This window comes from Haloarcula sp. Atlit-47R, from assembly GCF_003665985.1.
In the GTDB taxonomy this organism is placed as follows: Archaea; Halobacteriota; Halobacteria; order Halobacteriales; family Haloarculaceae; genus Haloarcula; species Haloarcula taiwanensis.
The window spans coordinates 790,375-807,252 of sequence record NZ_QPLQ01000002.1 but is presented as its reverse complement, the minus strand read 5'-3'; the positions used below and the strand labels follow the sequence as shown (position 1 = coordinate 807,252).

Genomic DNA, 16,878 nt, shown 5'->3' with positions numbered 1-16,878 from the left:
CTGTCTGGACCCACCGACCACAAATGTGGGCCTACGCCTGCTCGAATCGCTCGGCGACGGCCGGTCCGACTGTCTCTTGCACTGTCTCGGCGGCCGACGGCGGGAGCGAGAACCGGAGCGTCGTCCAGTCGAGTTCGAGGATCGCCTGCCCGTCTTCGTCACCGATGACCACGTACACCAGCGTGCCGCCGTAGACCCGCGCCAGCGCGTCGAACGTTTCTGGCGTCATCGGCACCGTTCCGGTCGTGTGCGTATCGGTAGCCGAAACGTCGGTGTGGCCCGCGAGCGTCTCGACAGCGAACCGCTCGTGCTGTGGGGTGTCTCGCCGCCCGACACCGAGGTGGACGAACGCTTTTTCAGGAGACCGCGGTGACGCGTCCAACACCGCTGCGAGCACGTCTAGCCCGACCGCTTCGTCCGGTTCGGACAGTTCGAACCGCTGTGTGGTCTCCTCCTGTGGCCAGGTCGGCCCCGGTTCGGCGCCGCCACCGATCCCCTCCCACGCCGTGACAATCGTCTCGGTCAGTTGGTCGATACCAATCTCGTCGATGGCCCGGACTACCGCCTCGGCGTCGTCGGAGTCGCCCATGCCCACTCGTTCGTCACTCGCGGCCAAGTGCGTGCTGATTTCGCCTGCTGGTGATGGGTTTTTGTCCCGGCCGTCCCTGCGAGATGGTATGGATATCGTCGTCGTCGGGGCAGGGAGCCTCGGCAGCCTCGTCGGTGGCCTGCTCGCCCGCGAACACGACGTGACGCTGGTGGGCCGTGAGCCACACGTGGGCACCATCTCCGAGGACGGACTCTCGGTCGTCGGAGCCGAAGAGTTTCGGGTCCACCCGAACGCACAGACGACAGTCCCACAGGGTGCCGACCTCGCGCTGGTGACGGTCAAGGCCCACGACACCGCCGCCGTTGCAGCGGACCTCGCGGACTGCACCCTTGACGCTTGCCTCTCGCTGCAAAACGGGATGGGCAACGAAGCGGAGTTAGCTGCCGAGGTTGACTGCCCGGTGCTGGCAGGGACGTGTTCCTACGGGGCACGACTTCGAGAGCCGGGCACCGTCGCGTTCACCGGCCGCGGCGAGGTTGTGCTGGGGGACCGCGACGGCGGCCGGTCCACAGTCGCTGACGAGGTCGGGTCAGCGGTCGGTGCGGCCGGCATCGAGACGACCGTCGCGGCGGATATGCCGGCCCGCCTCTGGGAGAAACTCGCGGTCAACGCCGGCATCAACGCGGTGACGGCCCTCGCCCGCGTGGAGAACGGCGCACTGGCCGATTCGCCGGCCGACGCCATCGCCGCAGACGCCGCCCGTGAGACGGCCGCCGTCGCCCGCGAACAGGACATCGACCTCTCCGACGAGCGTGCAGTATCGCTCGTCGAACGTGTCGTCGACGACACCGCCGCCAACCACTCGTCGATGTACCAGGACATCTCGGACGGCCGCCAAACGGAAATCGACGCCATCAACGGCTACGTCGTGGCGACTGCGACGGCACCAGTCCCGGTCAACGAGACGCTTGCCGGGCTCGTCCGTACGTGGGAGCGACACCGCGAGCGGTAGGTTCTGGAATCACACAACGACTATATACACGTCTCCTATGTGTGTCTCACATGACTCCACAGACCGACAGAGCGCGGCTCGACGCGCCGCGTAGTGCTCCCAGCGGGACTGCTACTACAGCGAGGAGACCACTGGTATGACAGCGGACGACGCGGGTGGGAACCGAATTGTCGACTACGAACTGTTCGAGGTCCCGCCCCGCTGGCTGTTCCTGCGGCTGGAGACGGCCGACGGAACCGTCGGCTGGGGTGAACCAGTCGTCGAGGGCCGGGCACATACGGTACGCGCCGCCGTCGAGGAACTCCTCGACAGCTATCTCGTCGGCGAAAATCCCGAGACAATTCAGGACCACTGGCAGGCGATGTACCGCGGCGGCTTCTACCGCGGCGGCCCGGTCCTGATGTCCGCTATTGCCGGCATCGACCAGGCGCTGTGGGACATCAAGGGCAAGCAACTCGACACACCGGTCCACCAGCTGCTTGGCGGGCAGGCCCGCGACCGGATTCGGGTGTACCAGTGGATCGGCGGCGACGAGCCCTCGGACGTGGCCGACGCCGCCCGCGAGCAGGTCGAGGCAGGGTTCACGGCGCTGAAAATGAACGCCACGCCCGAAATCGAACGGGTCGACACTCCGGCGACGGTCGAGGCCGCCGCGACCCGGCTCCGGGAGGTCCGCGAGGCCGTCGGCCCCGAGGTCGACATCGGCGTCGACTTCCACGGCCGCGTGACGAAGCCGATGGTCAAGCGGTTGGCCTCGGCGATGGAACCGTACGACCCGATGTTCATCGAGGAACCGGTCCTGCCAGAGCACAACGACGCGCTGCCGGCGCTTGCCGCCCACACTGACATCCCCATCGCCACGGGCGAGCGGATGTACTCGCGGTGGGACTACAAGGAGGTGTTCGAGGACGGTGCCGTCGACGTGATTCAGCCCGACCTCTCACACGCCGGCGGCATCACCGAGGTGTACAAGATAGCCGCGATGGCCGAGGCCTACGACGTGGCGATGGCTCCACACTGCCCGCTCGGTCCGGTCGCGCTGGCGTCCTGTGTGCAGGTCGACGCCTGCTCGCCCAACGCGCTCATTCAGGAACAGAGCATCGACATCCACTACAACGAGGCCGCCGACGTGCTGGACTACCTCGCAGACCCGTCGGTGTTCGACTACGAGGACGGCTTCGTCACTGTGCCCACTGACCCCGGCTTGGGCATCGAAATCGACGAGGCGTTCCTCCGGGAACAGTCCCAGCAGGAGGTCGACTGGCACAACCCCGTCTGGCGACACGACGACGGCAGCGTCGCCGAGTGGTAGGCCGGCGGCGATTCCACCGCCATGCTCCCTCGCCAGTGACTGCGTGGGACACAGCACGGAACGCACTAAAGGAAAGGGCTCATATCCCGCGCCCGACACGTATCTGTATGGCCTCCTCAACGTCGTGGAAGCGCGATTTCGCGAGCGGCCTTATTATCCTGTTACCGCTGCTGGTGACGGTGTACGTTATCATCTATCTCTACTCTATCCTCGCGTCCGCGGCGGTTATCCCGGCGATTGACGCCGAACTGCTAGCGGCGCTCGGGCTCCCCTCGGGAACGTCGTCTGTCGAACTCGCTCGGGTGTTTACGACGCTGATTATCTTCATCCTCATCGTGTTCTCCATCGGGTACCTGATGCGGACGGCCTTCGGCGACATCGTCGAACGGGCCATCGACGACGCAATGAATCACGTCCCCGGACTCCGGGTGGTGTACAACGCTTCGAAGATGGCGGTCGAGACGGCTGTCGGGGGAACCGAAGACCTTCAGGCGCCGGTGAAACTCGAAGTGTGGGACGGGATGCGGATGACGGCGTTCAAAACGGGACAGACCACCGATGACGGCCGCGAGGTGCTTTTCCTGCCGACCGCACCGAACATCACGACCGGCTACGTCGTCGAGGTCGAACCACACCGCTACGAAGAAATCGACGAGCGCGTCGAGGAAGCGCTGACGCGCATTCTCAGCGCCGGCTTCGGCGACACGGACCGCAGCAACGCCACGCCGATTCCGGTCGCCGACGAGGACGACCTCGCGGACGACTGACCGCGCCGCTCACCCCGCTCTCAGACGTAGTGGAACCATTCTTCGCGGTTGCCGCTCTCGATGACGTCGAAGAAGGCCGACTGGATGTCGTCGGTGACCGGCCCTTTCGTCCCCTCGCCGATCTCGTTGTCGTCGACGCTCCGGATCGGCGTGACCTCCGCCGCCGTCCCAGTGAAGAACAGTTCGTCGGCGGTGTACAGTTCGCCACGGGAGATGGTCGCTTCCTCGTGGACGGTGTAGCCCATTTCTTCGGCGAGCGTGATGGCGGTGTTGCGGGTGATGCCTTCGAGGATGCTCTCGGCCAGACCGGGCGTGTATATCTCGTCGTCCCGGACCATGAAGATGTTCTCGCCCGGCCCCTCGGCGACGTTCCCCTCCTTGTTCAGGACGATGGCCTCAGTGTAGCCGTTGCGGCGGGCCTCCTCGCCGGCGAGCATACTGTTGACGTACAGGCCGGTCGTCTTGATGTTGGTCGGGATCTGGCTGGAGGCGTGCTTGCGCCAGGACGACACCATCACGTCGACGCCCTCCTCCAGCGCTTCCTCGCCGAGATACGCGCCCCACGGCCACGCTGCAATAGTTGTCTTCGTCGGGCAGTCTTTCGGGCTCACGCCGAGCGAGTCGAAGCCGTAGTAGACGATGGGGCGGATGTAACACGACTCGAACCCTTCCGTCTCGATGAGTTCGGTCGTCGCCTCGGTGAGTTCCGCCTTGCTGAACTCGATATCGAGGTCGTAGGGCTTGGCTGATTTGTACAGGCGGTCGAGGTGCTCCTCCCAGCGGAAGATGGCCGGTCCCTGCTCGGTGTCGTAACAGCGCACGCCCTCGAAGACGCCGGTGCCGTAGTGCAGCGCGTGCGTGAGGACGTGGGTCTGTGCGTCCTCGAAGTCGACGAACTCGCCGTCCATCCAGATACGGTCGGTCCCCTCGAACATCTCCGGACGGTCGCTCATCGCACGATCCCTCCGCTGAGTCGACAGTCGCGATGCCCGCGGGTGGTGCCTCCTGCAGTCTCGTCGTGTGTCATATCTACCCCATTGATTCCCGTGGTTAAGAGTGTTGACGGTCCACGAGAGAGCGCCCTGCTCCGATCAGGGTCGCGCTCATTCAGCCGGGAACGCCAGTCCGCGTCTCACCGCATGCTCCCGGTCTCGCCGGCGCGGACGACGACCGTATCCGCGACGATGTCTCCGAGCCGTTGCTTGCGGTCTGTGACGAGCACGGCGACGATGCCGATAAGGTAAAACGCCGGCAGCGCGTCGACGATGCGAAGCACAGTCCGTATCGCTGCCGGCCCGTACTCGATTGGGTCGCCGTCCTCCGTCACGACGACGATGTCGAGGGCCATCTTTCCGACCGTCTGACCGTACGTTCCTTCGAGGTAGATGTAGTAGCCAAAGCCGATGACGAGTCCGAACAGGCTTCCAAGGAATGCGAGCCGAACCTGCGCTAAGATGCCGCTGATGACTGACGAGACGATGGCGATAAGCACGATGTCGATTATTATTGCGCCAATCCGCCGCCCGACCACGTCGCCTTCCGTGCCCATCTCGGGTGCTGGGCGTTCAAACCAAGCCATACGCACAGAATGACATGCCACTGATATAAATCTGGGTCAGACATCGCGTATCTCTACAACAGAGGCCAGTACACGCCTTTTCGGTCAATTACTGCCGAGACAGATCTCCGTTGCCGTCAGTCGAACCGCTCTAGCAGGCTCGCACCCTCGACGTAGACCAGCCCCTCCCGGTCGGCGTAAGCCCGCGCCGCTGCCGGGGGCAACGCTGCACCCGTCTCGTCGTCCAGCATCTCACAGACGACGGCGGCCTCCGGCAGGTCGGCCGCGTCGGCGAGTTCGAGCGCGAGTTCGGTGTGGCCCTCGCGGTCAGAGAGGCCATTGGGGGCCGCCCGGAGAAGGTGAACGTGGCCCGGTGACCGGAAGGCATCGCTGAAGGCCTCGGGGTCGGGGTCCGTCGCGGCGGCGGCCAGTTCCTGAATCGTCAGCGAGCGGTCCTCGTCCGTGATGCCGGTGAAGGTGTCGCGGTGGTTCACCGTCAGCGAAAACGAGGAGCGCTCGTCGTAAGCGAGGTCGTGGTCGGCCGCTGTCGGGTGGTCGAGCACCTCCTGCATGAACGGCAGTTCGAGCGCGTCGGCGACGCGGTCGGAGAGGGCAACACAGACGAGGCCGCCGGCGTCGTTGCGCATCCGGGCGACGGCCTCGGGGCTGACGGCCCCGGCCGGGTAGACGAGGTCGGTCTCGCCTTCGCGGTCGGCGGCGTCGTGGATCAGCACTGGCTCGCCGCGGGCGAAGGCGGCGACGGCGTCAGCCACGCTGTCGGCGTCGACGGCGGCGTCCTCACTCCGAGACATGGACTATCACCTCGTCACCGTCGGCCAGTTCCAGCACCTCGCGGAGCTTCTCGGGCGCGATGACTTCGAGTTGCTCCTCGCCGTGGTGGGTCCGCTCGGGCGCGATGACGTGGGCCGGCTCGTACTCGCCGTCGCTGCCCTCTATCGAGGCGGGGTAGCAGTACGCGGGGCCGTAGGTCCGCTCGTCGTCCTCCCAGCCCTCGATGGTGACCGGCTCGATAGCGCTCATCCGCGCCCGCTTGCGGACGCTCTCGGCCGTGAGTTCGAGGTTGAGCGTGCCCGCGAACGGCTCGTACCCCAGCCGCTCGATGAACTGCTCCATGTAGCCCGGCAGCGTGATGTAGTGTCGTCCCTCCCCCATCCCCGAGGTGACGACCCCGGTCAGGTCGACGCTGGCGTCGGCCTCGAAGATGCGCCGGTAGTCGGCGTACTCCGACTGGAGGCGGCGCTCGCCGTCGCCGGTCAGCTCCACCTCCTGTCCGTCGCTGACCATGTCCCGAGAGAGAAAGCCGGCGTCTTCGAGTCGCTGGAGCCGCCGCGAGGCGGTCTGGTTCGACGCGTCCAGCCGGTCCCCGAGGTCGGCACAGGACACTTTCGTCGGCTCGTCGAGCGCGCCGTCGAGGGCGAGCAGTTTCAGCGTCGCCAGCTCGTCCCGACCGACGCCCTGTCCCGTTGATTCAGCCATACGCCGACGTAGGGAGTCGTGCCGGATAAGCATACCGAAGGTGGAATGCATCCCACTTTTGGAACGGCTAGAAACTATTTCGGCGTTGGTAACGGGAGCGTACCACTGTTTGGGCCGGACACAACTTAAACTGCCGTCTAACACGTTCAAATCTATCACACTGTTGTGATGACGCTGTCTCGTTTGCGATACAGTCAGTACTCCACGAGTGCGTCCCGCTCCCAGAACTCGCTCGACTTCTCCAGTTTCGGGACCCACGTGTTCTCGTCCTCGGCGAGCATCGCCACGCGGGAGTCTTCGACCTCTTTCAGTACGTCGTGGTCGGGGAGGTACTCACTCATCTCTCGCGTGAACTCGCGGACCTCGCTGTGGTCGGGCATCGAGTCCCGGTCGAGGCGGCCCCGCGAGTGGCCGACGTGCATGTACGCCTTCATCTCGACGAAGTCCGCGTCGGCCCGGTCGCACATCGCCGCGTACCACTCGGGGTGGTGCATGTTGTGGCCCTTGACAAGCGTCGTCCGGATGACGGTGCGGGTGTCGCCTTTCTCGGCCAGCACGTCCAGCGTGTCGATGAGCGAGTCCCAGGCGTCGTCCTCCATGGCTTGCACCGTCGAATCGAACGTCCGGCGGTCGGCGGCGTCGACAGAGACGTACAGCTGGGTCGGGTCACACCGCTCCAGCATCTCCGTGTTGGTCCCGTTCGAGACGAGGAACGTGGTGATGTCGCGGTCGTGGAACTCCTCGATGAGTTCCGGCAGGTGCGGGTAGAGAGTCGGTTCGCCGTCCAAGGAAATAGCGACGTGGCGCGGCTCCATTGCCTGTTCGAACACCTCGCGCGGGACTTCGTCGTTGCCGCCAAAGCCAGAGAGGAGTTTCCGCTGGAGTTCCACGGAGGCGTCGGCGACCGCCGCGGGGTCGTCCCATTCCACGTCGCCGAGTTCGTAGGCGTGGCCGGCGTGGTCGCGCCAGCAGAACACGCACCGCTCGTTGCATTTCACCACCGGCGTCATCTGGATGCAGCGGTGGGACTCGATGCCGTAGAAGATGTACTTGTAGCACTTCCCCTCCCCACGCAGGGCGTTTTTGGTCCAGCCGCAGGTCTGGGCGGCCGTGTGGTTCTCGCTGTGGTAGGCCGGATCCGAGACCTGCTTCGGACCGCCGTCGGCGTCACTCATTGGACACTGATTCAACAGCCAGCGGCAAAAACTCCCGGATGTTGCGCGTCAGCAGCGATGCTTCGGGACCGCGGTGCGCTTATGTCAGTTTGACGATGGGGTTGCTCATGTGGTGGCCGACGACGTTGCCATTTTCGATGATCCGGTCGTAGCCATCGTCGTCAACTTCGATTCGCGTTTCGCTGTCTTTCTGCATCAGATAGAGTGTTTCGCTCATACATCTGTGGATGCCCCTGATACGCAAGACAAGAACTACTAGGTGTATAGATACGCGCTGCGATGGATGCTATATGTATCAAACTGCACCGGAAATGTACTTCAGCCGGAAGATTTTGGGGGTTCGATGTTGAGTGTACTAGTATGGGTGTAATTGACACGGTCTCCGAGCTGTTTGGCTCCGGAGGTCGACACTACAGGTTCCGCTGTGATGACTGCGGGACCGAGTTCGCACAGCGTGCGGCGACGGTCGAGGACCTGACCTGTCCGGAGTGCGGCGCTGGGTCGGTACAGCCCGCGGAAGCGGCGTGAGGCCGGGTGTCAAACGGACCGGCCGCGTCAGCGGCCCAGGTCGTAGAAGTCGTCGTTCGGGCGGATGTCGGCGAGCTGTGCCAGCCGGTTTGAGAGGTTGAAAAAGGCGGCGACGCTGCCGATGTCCCAGATGGCGCGGCGGCTGTAGCCGTGTTCCGCCAGCCGTTCGAGGTCCGCGTCCTCGATGCGGGCGGGCGACTCAGTCAGTTTCACTGCGAAGTCGAGCATCGCCCTGTGGGTCTCGTTGATATCGGCTGTCCGGTGGTTTGCGGCAACCTGTTCGGCGAGCTTGGGCGCGTCGGCGTAAATCCGCAGGAGCGCACCGTGGGCGACGATACAGTAGAGGCAGTCGTTGACGCCGCTGACGGCGACGATTATCATCTCGACTTCCTCGCGTTCCAGCTCAGTCTCCTCGACCAGCGCGTCGTGGTACGCAAAAAAGGCCCGGAAATGCGAGGGACGGTACGCCATCGCTGGGAAGATGTTCGGTGTGAAGCCGGCGCGGTCGGTCTCCTCCTTGATGCGGTCCTGCAGGTCTTCGGGGAGGTCGTCGATGTCCGGGGTATCGAACCGTCTCATCACTGTATCGGAGTCTGCCATACCACCTGTCCGTCCGGCCTCGGCTTGAAAGTTAGTTGCCTGTCAGGCCATGGCCGGTGAGAGCTGGTGTATAGCTCTTGCGGGGCCGTGGCACAAGGTCGAACAGCCACGCTGGCTCTTTTGTCAGACGACACGACGAGTCAGATGCATGTCAACGACGACAGAAACGACGCAAACGTACGATCTCGGTACCGGCAACTGGAAAGCCGGCGTGCTCGGCGGCATCGCCGGGAGCGCCGTCATGGGGGCGCTGATACTGGTGATGAATCCCCCGACGCTCGCCGTCGCAATCCCGTCGCTGTACGGGCTCGCACCGCCGCCGAGCCCGGCTGCTGGTCTCGTTGTCCATCTCTCGCACGGGGCCGTACTGGGCGTGGCCTTCGCGGGGCTTGCGAGTGCCCTTGACCTGGATACGTCCGGGCAACTGTTCGGACTCGGCGTCGGCTGGGGCGTCGTCACGTGGGCGGCCTTCGCCGCGCTCGTGATGCCGGTCTGGCTCAGTGTGGTCGGCTCGCCGGCATCGCCGCCGTTCCCGAACTTCGCCCCGCCGTCGCTGCTGTGGCACGTCGTCTACGGGGCCGTCCTCGCCGTCGTCTACGCCGCGACCGCCGACCGGCTCTGACCGGCCCTACTCCTCCTGGAACACGGTCCACTGGCGCTCGTCGGTCCCGGCGTCGGCTATCGCCTCGACCTTCTCGCGTTGCAGGTCGCTCAACTCCGCGGTGGCCAGCCGAACCCACGCCAGAAATTCCCCGCGGAGCCGCTCCCGTACGACTTCGGGCGGTTGTGGCGTGTAGACGTACACGTGCCCACCCGAGGGCCTGATTCGGCGGCGCTTCTCGACGACGCCGAACTCGGCGAGGTGGTTGAGGTGGCGCGCGACGACGCTGCGGTCGTAGCCTATCTGCTCGGCCAACTCCGCCACGGTCAGTTCCCCGCCTTCCATCACGCAGAGGCAGACGTCCAGTTCGGTGCCGGACATGTCGAAGACCGTCCGCAGCAGGGTCTCAAGCGACGGCTCGGCTACCGCCGCCTCCGCCGTCTCGACCGTCTCCATCGGCCCGTCACAGCACTCCGGGCGGTTGTCGCCGATGCCGACGCCGCCGCAGGTCTCACATTCGAACAGCCGCGGTCCGTCGGCGGGTGGTGTCATACGACGGGGTACTCGCCCCGCCGATAGAAAGTTCAGGTATGGTCGGGGTAACTGCGGGCCGTGAGTTCGCCCCCGTGAGAGAGATGTTAGTCCAAAGGTCTAAGCCCTCCCGGGACCGAATACGAGTCACTATGAGCACTGACACAGAGGACGCCAACGACCTGCGCGAGCGAATCACGAACTTCCTGCGCCGCAACTTCCCCCAGATCCAGATGCACGGCGGGAGCGCGGCCATCGAGGAAATCGACCGCGAGGAAGGCAGCGTCACCATCCGCCTCGGCGGCGCCTGTTCCGGCTGTGGCATCTCGCCGATGACCATTCAGGCCATCAAGACGCGCATGACCAAGGAAATCCCGGAGATAAACGAGGTCACCGCCCGAACCGGAATGGAACAGCAGGAAGGGATGTCCGGCGGCAGCGGTGGCATGAGTCCCTCGTTCCCCGGCGAGTCCCGCGGCGGCGACGTTGGCGGCGACGACGACGAAGGCCCTGAAGCGCCGTTCTGAGGCCAGTTCTCGATCTTTTTTAGATTCGTGGCTAGCAACGGGTGTAGGCACGCCCGTGTCTACACCGGGTCTGTGTCTACTGTCACCACCCGCACAGCAGCGAGTCACACAGATTAAGACGACGGGGGCAGACGGCGGGGATATGGAGACGGTCGATACGGTCGTCTGGGCGCTGTGGGCGATGTTGCCGGCGTACATCCCGAACAACGCCGCGGTGCTCGCCGGCGGCGGCAGACCGATAGACGGTGGCCGAACGTGGAGCGGGCGGCGAGTGCTGGGCGACGGCAAGACCTGGCGCGGGACGCTCGTCGGCACCGCCGCGGGAACGGCCCTCGCGCTCGGCCTCACTCAGGTCGGGCCCGCCGTGAGCGCCGCGCTGGGAACGGACCTGCCGGCGTTTCCGTTCCGCGCGGGACTGGGCCTCGCCTTCGGCGCGATGCTCGGGGACATCGGCGCGTCCTTCCTCAAGCGCCGCACGGGCCGGGAACGCGGGGCCGCGTTCCCCGGCTTAGACCAGCTGGATTTCGTCGTCGGGGCGTTGCTCTGTGCCTTCGTGGTCGCCCCGTCGTGGTTCACCGAGACGTTTCCCCTCCCGGTGCTCGTCGTCGTCGTCGTCGCGACGCCGGTGTTACACGTCGTCACCAACGGCATCGCCTACCTGCTCGGGCTGAAAAACGAGCCGTGGTAGGCGACCCGTAGACCTACGTGCCAGCGCACGACGTCACTCGTGATGGCCCTGACCAATTCCCTCCCAGTCGTCAGCCGCGCCCCGCCGACCGTCCGACGCGCGACGGCCGCCGGCCTGCTCTGTACTGCGCTCTTCCTGCCGGCCATGTACGTCCTTCTGCACGCGTACGTCGCCCTCACAGTAAGCGTCGGCCCCGTTCACACGCTCAACAGACTGATTGACTTCGCCCTCGTCGCCGGCGGCCTGACGACGTTCCTCGCGGGATTCGTCTCGCAGTTCCTCACTGAGACTCTCCTCGCCGAGACGCCCGCGTAGCGTCGAACCGACGAAGAAGTGCGTTTTTACGCGCAGACCGTGGAGTGTCGGGTATGACAACACGCGGGGAGACACTGCAACTGGCGACGCGGGGCTCTGACCTCGCGTTGCGCCAGGCGGCGACGGTGCGGGATTCGCTGAGCAGTCGCCGGCTGTCGGTCGAACTCGTCGAGGTGGAGACGACGGGCGACCAGATACGGGACGAACTCATCCACCGGCTCGGCAAGACCGGCGCGTTCGTCCGCAGCCTCGACGAGAAGGTACTGGAGGGCGAACTCGACGCGGCGGTCCACTCGATGAAGGACATGCCCACCGAACGCCCCGACCGCCTCGTCGTCGCGGCGGTCCCCGAGCGGGCCGCCGCCGAGGACGTGCTGGTGACGCCCGACGGCCGCTCGCTGGAGGAACTACCAGAGGGCGCGACCGTCGGCACGTCGAGCCTGCGACGCAAGGCGCAGTTGCTCGCCGAGCGCGAGGACCTCACCGTCGAGCCGCTCCGGGGCAACGTCGACACGCGCATCGCCAAACTGCTGGCCCCGTCGCTCCAGCGGGAACACCAGGAGCGCCACGAGGCCGAACAGGAGCGGAAGGGCAACGCCGGCGATCCCGACACCGACGAGGAAGAAGAACACCCCTACGACCGCACGGTCGAGGAGTGGTTCGACGACCTCACTGAATTCGAACGGCGGGCGATGGAGCGGGACCCGGACACCGAATACGACGCCATCGTGCTGGCGAAGGCGGGGCTCCACCGGGCCGGCCTCACGCGCTACGTCGGGATGTCAGACCTCGACCCCGACCGGTTTGTGCCGGCTCCGGGCCAGGGCGCGCTGGCGGTAACCGCCGTCGACGGCGACCTCGCGCTGGACATCAAGGACCGACTGGACGACCCCCAGACGCGCGTCGAGACGACCGTCGAGCGGACGATTCTCGAAGAACTCGGCGGTGGCTGTGTCGCGCCAATCGGTATCCACGCCCACCTGGAGGGCGGTGTCATCCACACACGAGTTCGCGTCCTCTCACAGGACGGCACAGAGGAGGTGTCGGTCGGCCGTGACATCCCGGCTGAGTACCACATCGACGCGGCACAGGACCTCGCAGCGGAACTCGCCGAACAGGGCGCTGACGACCTCATCGCCGAGGCCAAGCGGGACTCGACGGGCGCGGACGATGACGCTTCAACGGTGCGGGAGGACGACGAGGAATGACGGACGCTGCACCCGGCAAAGTGTACCTCGTTGGCTCCGGTCCCGGCGACCCGGACCTGCTGACGGTCAAGGCAAAACGCCTGCTGGAGGAAGCCGACGTGGTGTTGCACGACAAGCTCCCCGGCCCCGAAATCATCGGGATGATTCCCGAGGAGAAGCGCGAAGACGTGGGCAAACGCGCCGGCGGCGAGTGGACACCGCAGGAGTACACCAACGCCCGACTGGTCGAACTTGCAGAGGAGGGAAACACCGTTGTCCGACTGAAGGGCGGCGACCCGACGGTCTTTGGCCGCGGCGGCGAGGAACTGGCCCACCTCGTGGAGAACGACATCCCGGTCGAGGTCGTCCCCGGCATCACGAGCGCCATCGCCGGCCCCGAGGCCGCCGGCATCCCGGTCACGCACCGGGACTACACCTCCTCAGTCTCCTTCGTCACCGGCCACGAGGACCCCACGAAGGACGAATCCGCTGTCGACTGGGATGCGCTGGCCGCGACCGGCGGCACGCTGGTCGTCCTGATGGGCGTCGGCAAACTGCCCCAGTACACCGAGGCCCTGCGCGAGGCTGGCATGGACCCCGACACGCCCGTCGCGCTGGTCGAACGCGCGACCTGGCCCGACCAGCAGGTCGCCACCGGGACGCTCGACAGTATCGTCTCGGTCCGTGACGAGGCCGGCATCGAACCGCCCGCCATCACCGTCATCGGCGAGGTGGCCGGCGAGCGCGAGCGGGTGGTGGAGTTCCTGGAGGGGTACTGATGCGCGAGGAACCGCGCCTCCGCGTGGCCGCGTTTCGCCCGGCCGATGACCGCCTCGACGACGCGGTCGAACTCATCGAATCGCTCGGTGCTGACCCGGTTCCGGACCCGATGCTGGCGGTCGAACCAGCGGCGGCCGGCGACATCGACGGTGACGGCGACGACGGCCCGGTCACGCCGCGCACCGACGCCGACTACGTCGTCCTGACCAGCAAGACCGGCGTCGAACTCGCCGCCGAAGCCGGCTGGGACTCCGGCGAAGCGACGGTGTGTGCCATCGGCGAGTCGACCGCCGCGGCGCTCCACGAGGCTGGCTATGGCGTCGACATCATCCCCGTCGAGTACTCCTCGACGGGGCTGGTCGAGACGCTGGCCGGAGCGGTGGACGGCGCGCGGGTCGAAGTCGCCCGGTCGGACCACGGCTCGGCGGTGTTGACCGACGGGCTGGAGGCGGCCGGCGCGTACGTCCACGAGACCGTCCTCTACCGGCTTGTCCGGCCGCCCGAATCGGGCGAGTCCACGGAGCTGGCAGCAAGCGGTGACCTCGACGCGGCGCTGTTTACCTCCTCGCTCACCGTCGAACACTTCCTCGATGCGGCCGCCGAGCGCGGGGTCCGCGAGGCCGCCGTCGACGGACTGAACGAGGCGACCGTCGGCGCAATCGGTGAGCCGACGCGGGAGACGGCCGAGGCCGCCGGCATCGCCGTCGACGTCGTCCCCGAGCAGGCCGATTTCGAGGCGCTGACCTGCGAGACCGTCGAGGCGGCCGCTCCGACACACCACGAGTAACGTGACCGCGTGCGGCTCACTCCGCCGCTTCTCTGGTGGCCTCTCGGCTCTCAACCTCGGTCCGGAGCGTCGCCAGTTCGTTCTCGACGGCCCGCTCGCTGGAGAGTCGGTCGAGTTCCTGGTCGATGGAGTCGCCCTCGTCGAGGACGGATTCGAGGTCGCCGCTCGCTTCGAGTTCCTCCAGCGCGGCCGCGCGGGCCTCCATCTGCTCGGTGCGCTCCGTCGCGCGCTCTATGGAGCGGTGGACGTCGGCCATCGTATCGCCAGCGCCGGTAAAGGCCTCCGAGACCCGCGCCGACGCCTCGGCGGCCTGATAGCGGGCCTTCATGGTCTCTTTCTTCGTGCGGAACTGCTCTATCTGGCTACTGAGCTCGGCCCGCTTGCCGACTAGCCGGTCCTGTGTTTCCTGCAGGTCGTCTATCTGTCCCGACAGCTCCGAAATCTGGCTGACGTTGACCTGCTTTTTTTCCAGTGCCCGGCGTGCGAGGTCCTCACGGCTCTCCTGCAGGGCGGCCCGGGCCTGCGTGTCGTGTTTCTCGACGTTGGACCGCAGCCGCTGGCGGTGTATCTCCAGGCGTTTCTTCTGGGTCGTCACGTCAGCGATGCCGCGGGTCACGTCCTGTAGTTCGTCCCGCATCTGTTCGTAGGAGTAGTCCAGTTCCGCCGCCGGGTCCGACGTGCGGTTGAGCAGGGCGTTGAGCTTGGCCCGGACCGCGAACGCGAACCGCCGGAGCAGGCTCATCGCGCCCGCTCCCGACCGCCTGCGGCTCGAATCGGTCCCGACCGTGGCTCGGCTGTGACAGCGTGCATGTCCTCTCGTATGATTGACACCGTTATAATAACAGGGTGCCACCCGGTGCGATACGCGACTGCGCGGCGAAATCGGGAGACAGTCGCGGCGATTCGACCGTCGCGCCGGCCCCCACCGAGCGACCGCACGTCTGAACGTTTTTATTCCGGAGCGCACCAATCTCCGGTACGATGACTACGACCGGCCCCGTTCCGGCGCTCGCTGATCGCGCGGCCGCCTGTGCCGACCGACTCCGGGCGGCCGAGCGCGTCCTGCTCGCGTCCCACATCGACGCCGACGGGCTGACCAGCGCCGCCATCGCCACCGCGGCGCTATCGCGGGCCGGTATCTCCGTCGAGACCGTGTTCAAGAAGCAACTCGACGCGGCCGAAATCGAGAGCATCGCGGTCCGCGAGTACGACACTGTCCTGTTCACCGACTTCGGCTCGGGCCAGCTCGACGTCATCTCCGAGCACGTCGCCGCGGGCGACTTCGAGGCGGTCGTCGCCGACCACCACCAGCCGTCGGACCCGGCGGACTGCCACCCCGACGCCGTGGTCGACACCGACGGCTACGCCGACTTCGAGACCCACCTCAATCCGCTGCTGGAAGGCATCGACGGCGCGTCGGAGCTTTCCGGTGCTGGCGCGACGTACGTCCTCGCCCGCGCGCTCGCGGCCGACGACACCGACAACCGCGACCTCGCCGCGCTCGCGGTCGTCGGCGCGGTCGGGGACATGCAGGCCGTCGGCGGCGAACTCGTCGGAGCCAACGCCGGCCTCGTCGAGGAGGGGGTCGACGCCGGCGTCCTCGAAGAGGGAACCGACCTCTCGCTGTACGGCAAACAGACCCGTCCGCTGCCGAAACTGCTCGAATACGCCACCGAAGTGCCGATACCGGGCATCTCGAACGACCAGGCCGGCGCGACCCGGTTCCTGGAGGGGCTCGGGGTTGACCTGAAGACCGACGGTGACTGGCGGACGTGGGCAGACCTTTCTGACGACGAACGCCAGACTGTCGCCAGTGGGCTGGTCCAGCGTGCCGTCGAGCGCGGCGTCCCGGCAGACAAGATCGAGACGCTCATCGGCACGACCTACACGCTGACCACGGAGCCGCGCGGGACGGAACTCCGGGACGCAAGCGAGTTCTCGACGCTCCTGAACGCCACGGCCCGCTACGAGCGGGCAGACGTGGGACTGGCGGTCTGTCTCGGCGAGCGCGATGCGCCACTTGAACGGGCGCGGACGCTGCTGTCGAACCACCGCCGGAACCTCTCGGAGGGACTCACGCTCGTCAAGGAGCGTGGCGTCACGCAGGCCGGCTCGGTCCAGTGGTTCGACGCCGGCGACGCTATCCGCGAGACTATCGTCGGCATCGTCGCCGGGATGGCGCTGGGGACCGACGGCGTCGACTCGGACAAGCCGATTATCGCGTTTGCCAGTACTGACGAAGACGAGACGAAAGTATCATCTCGGGCGACCGGCCCGCTGGTGGGCCGGGGCGTCGACCTGTCGGTCGTGATGCGCGACGCCGCTCAGTCCGTCGGTGGTGACGGGGGCGGGCACGACATCGCGGCGGGCGCGACCATCCCGGCCGGGAAGGAGTCGGCGTTTATCGAGGCCGCCGACGAGATTATCACTAACCAAGTGTCGTAATCGAAACCCATCAAACCG

Annotated in this window: 22 protein-coding genes; 12 read left to right on the top strand and 10 right to left on the bottom strand. The window is 66.3% G+C overall.

The genetic code is table 11. The features are described from left to right. Positions 1–31: 31 nt before the first annotated feature. Positions 32–589 (bottom strand): hypothetical protein, encoded by a 558-nt coding sequence (locus DVK00_RS11865; protein WP_101349084.1) that lies wholly within the window; start codon positions 587–589, stop codon positions 32–34. 88 nt (positions 590–677) lie between these two features. On the opposite strand from DVK00_RS11865, the gene DVK00_RS11860 reads away from it, so the two are divergent. The 3 genes from DVK00_RS11860 to DVK00_RS11850 all read left to right on the top strand — a co-directional run bounded on the left by DVK00_RS11860 (position 678) and on the right by DVK00_RS11850 (position 3,641). Then, positions 678–1,562, top strand: a complete 885-nt coding sequence (locus tag DVK00_RS11860) for a ketopantoate reductase family protein (protein WP_121513916.1) — start codon at positions 678–680, stop codon at positions 1,560–1,562. Between the two features lie 136 nt (positions 1,563–1,698). Further along, positions 1,699–2,874, top strand: coding sequence for a galactonate dehydratase (dgoD, locus tag DVK00_RS11855; protein ID WP_101349086.1), 1,176 nt, complete (start codon positions 1,699–1,701; stop codon positions 2,872–2,874). A gap of 107 nt (positions 2,875–2,981) precedes the next feature. Beyond that, the gene (locus DVK00_RS11850) at positions 2,982–3,641 is read left to right on the top strand and encodes a DUF502 domain-containing protein (RefSeq protein ID WP_101349087.1); all 660 of its coding nucleotides are present in this window, start codon (positions 2,982–2,984) and stop codon (positions 3,639–3,641) included. 20 nt (positions 3,642–3,661) lie between these two features. Here the strand turns inward: DVK00_RS11850 and DVK00_RS11845 are convergent, their stop codons facing one another. The 6 genes from DVK00_RS11845 to DVK00_RS21735 form a co-directional block, all read right to left on the bottom strand. Further along, a complete protein-coding gene (locus DVK00_RS11845; RefSeq protein WP_198560211.1) occupies positions 3,662–4,594 on the bottom strand; it encodes a branched-chain amino acid transaminase in 933 nt (310 codons plus the stop codon). Between the two features lie 179 nt (positions 4,595–4,773). Beyond that, complete coding sequence (locus DVK00_RS11840; protein WP_121577753.1) at positions 4,774–5,220, bottom strand: RDD family protein; 447 nt, start codon at positions 5,218–5,220, stop codon at positions 4,774–4,776. Positions 5,221–5,336: 116 nt separating this feature from the next. Beyond that, positions 5,337–6,011 carry a 3,4-dihydroxy-2-butanone-4-phosphate synthase gene (ribB, locus tag DVK00_RS11835; protein ID WP_101349089.1) on the bottom strand — a complete coding sequence of 225 codons (675 nt, stop codon included), beginning with the start codon at positions 6,009–6,011 and terminating at the stop codon, positions 5,337–5,339. Next, complete coding sequence (locus tag DVK00_RS11830; RefSeq protein ID WP_101349090.1) at positions 5,998–6,696, bottom strand: DUF120 domain-containing protein; 699 nt, start codon at positions 6,694–6,696, stop codon at positions 5,998–6,000. Before DVK00_RS11830 ends, ribB begins: the two co-directional genes overlap by 14 nt. A 194-nt stretch (positions 6,697–6,890) precedes the next feature. After that, positions 6,891–7,871, bottom strand: a complete 981-nt coding sequence (gene twy1, locus DVK00_RS11825) for a 4-demethylwyosine synthase TYW1 (protein WP_121536245.1) — start codon at positions 7,869–7,871, stop codon at positions 6,891–6,893. Between the two features lie 79 nt (positions 7,872–7,950). Then, positions 7,951–8,088, bottom strand: a complete 138-nt coding sequence (locus DVK00_RS21735; RefSeq protein ID WP_199722321.1) for a hypothetical protein — start codon at positions 8,086–8,088, stop codon at positions 7,951–7,953. Positions 8,089–8,231: 143 nt separating this feature from the next. On the opposite strand from DVK00_RS21735, the gene DVK00_RS11820 reads away from it, so the two are divergent. After that, positions 8,232–8,399 (top strand): zinc ribbon domain-containing protein, encoded by a 168-nt coding sequence (locus DVK00_RS11820; protein ID WP_101349092.1) that lies wholly within the window; start codon positions 8,232–8,234, stop codon positions 8,397–8,399. 27 nt (positions 8,400–8,426) lie between these two features. On the opposite strand, the gene DVK00_RS11815 is transcribed toward DVK00_RS11820, so the two are convergent. Next, complete coding sequence (locus tag DVK00_RS11815; RefSeq protein WP_101349093.1) at positions 8,427–8,999, bottom strand: peroxidase-related enzyme; 573 nt, start codon at positions 8,997–8,999, stop codon at positions 8,427–8,429. Positions 9,000–9,147: 148 nt separating this feature from the next. Between DVK00_RS11815 and DVK00_RS11810 the strand changes: the two genes are divergently transcribed. Further along, entirely contained in the window at positions 9,148–9,621 is a 474-nt protein-coding gene (locus tag DVK00_RS11810; protein ID WP_121577752.1) for a DUF6789 family protein, read from the top strand. 6 nt (positions 9,622–9,627) lie between these two features. On the opposite strand, the gene DVK00_RS11805 is transcribed toward DVK00_RS11810, so the two are convergent. Next, positions 9,628–10,152, bottom strand: coding sequence for a helix-turn-helix domain-containing protein (locus DVK00_RS11805; protein ID WP_121536249.1), 525 nt, complete (start codon positions 10,150–10,152; stop codon positions 9,628–9,630). 131 nt (positions 10,153–10,283) lie between these two features. Here DVK00_RS11805 and DVK00_RS11800 point away from each other — a divergent pair, with 131 nt between their 5' ends. The 6 genes from DVK00_RS11800 (at position 10,284) to DVK00_RS11775 (ending at position 14,415) form a co-directional block, all read left to right on the top strand. Then, on the top strand, positions 10,284–10,658 hold the full coding sequence (locus DVK00_RS11800; RefSeq protein ID WP_053966533.1) for an iron-sulfur cluster biogenesis protein NfuA: 375 nt from the start codon (positions 10,284–10,286) through the stop codon (positions 10,656–10,658). Positions 10,659–10,800: 142 nt separating this feature from the next. After that, the gene (locus DVK00_RS11795; protein WP_121536251.1) at positions 10,801–11,346 is read left to right on the top strand and encodes a CDP-2,3-bis-(O-geranylgeranyl)-sn-glycerol synthase; all 546 of its coding nucleotides are present in this window, start codon (positions 10,801–10,803) and stop codon (positions 11,344–11,346) included. 42 nt (positions 11,347–11,388) lie between these two features. Further along, positions 11,389–11,661 (top strand): hypothetical protein, encoded by a 273-nt coding sequence (locus tag DVK00_RS11790; protein ID WP_121577751.1) that lies wholly within the window; start codon positions 11,389–11,391, stop codon positions 11,659–11,661. A 53-nt stretch (positions 11,662–11,714) separates the two neighbouring features. Beyond that, entirely contained in the window at positions 11,715–12,869 is a 1,155-nt protein-coding gene (gene hemC / locus DVK00_RS11785) for a hydroxymethylbilane synthase (RefSeq protein ID WP_101349098.1), read from the top strand. Then, positions 12,866–13,627 (top strand): uroporphyrinogen-III C-methyltransferase, encoded by a 762-nt coding sequence (cobA, locus tag DVK00_RS11780; RefSeq protein WP_101349099.1) that lies wholly within the window; start codon positions 12,866–12,868, stop codon positions 13,625–13,627. Before hemC ends, cobA begins: the two co-directional genes overlap by 4 nt. After that, complete coding sequence (locus DVK00_RS11775) at positions 13,627–14,415, top strand: uroporphyrinogen-III synthase (protein WP_121536259.1); 789 nt, start codon at positions 13,627–13,629, stop codon at positions 14,413–14,415. Before cobA ends, DVK00_RS11775 begins: the two co-directional genes overlap by 1 nt. A gap of 16 nt (positions 14,416–14,431) precedes the next feature. Here the strand turns inward: DVK00_RS11775 and DVK00_RS11770 are convergent, their stop codons facing one another. Continuing rightward, positions 14,432–15,157 (bottom strand): PspA/IM30 family protein, encoded by a 726-nt coding sequence (locus tag DVK00_RS11770; RefSeq protein ID WP_101349101.1) that lies wholly within the window; start codon positions 15,155–15,157, stop codon positions 14,432–14,434. Between the two features lie 239 nt (positions 15,158–15,396). On the opposite strand from DVK00_RS11770, the gene DVK00_RS11765 reads away from it, so the two are divergent. Beyond that, positions 15,397–16,860, top strand: coding sequence for a DHH family phosphoesterase (locus DVK00_RS11765; protein ID WP_121577750.1), 1,464 nt, complete (start codon positions 15,397–15,399; stop codon positions 16,858–16,860). Positions 16,861–16,878 lie beyond the last annotated feature (18 nt).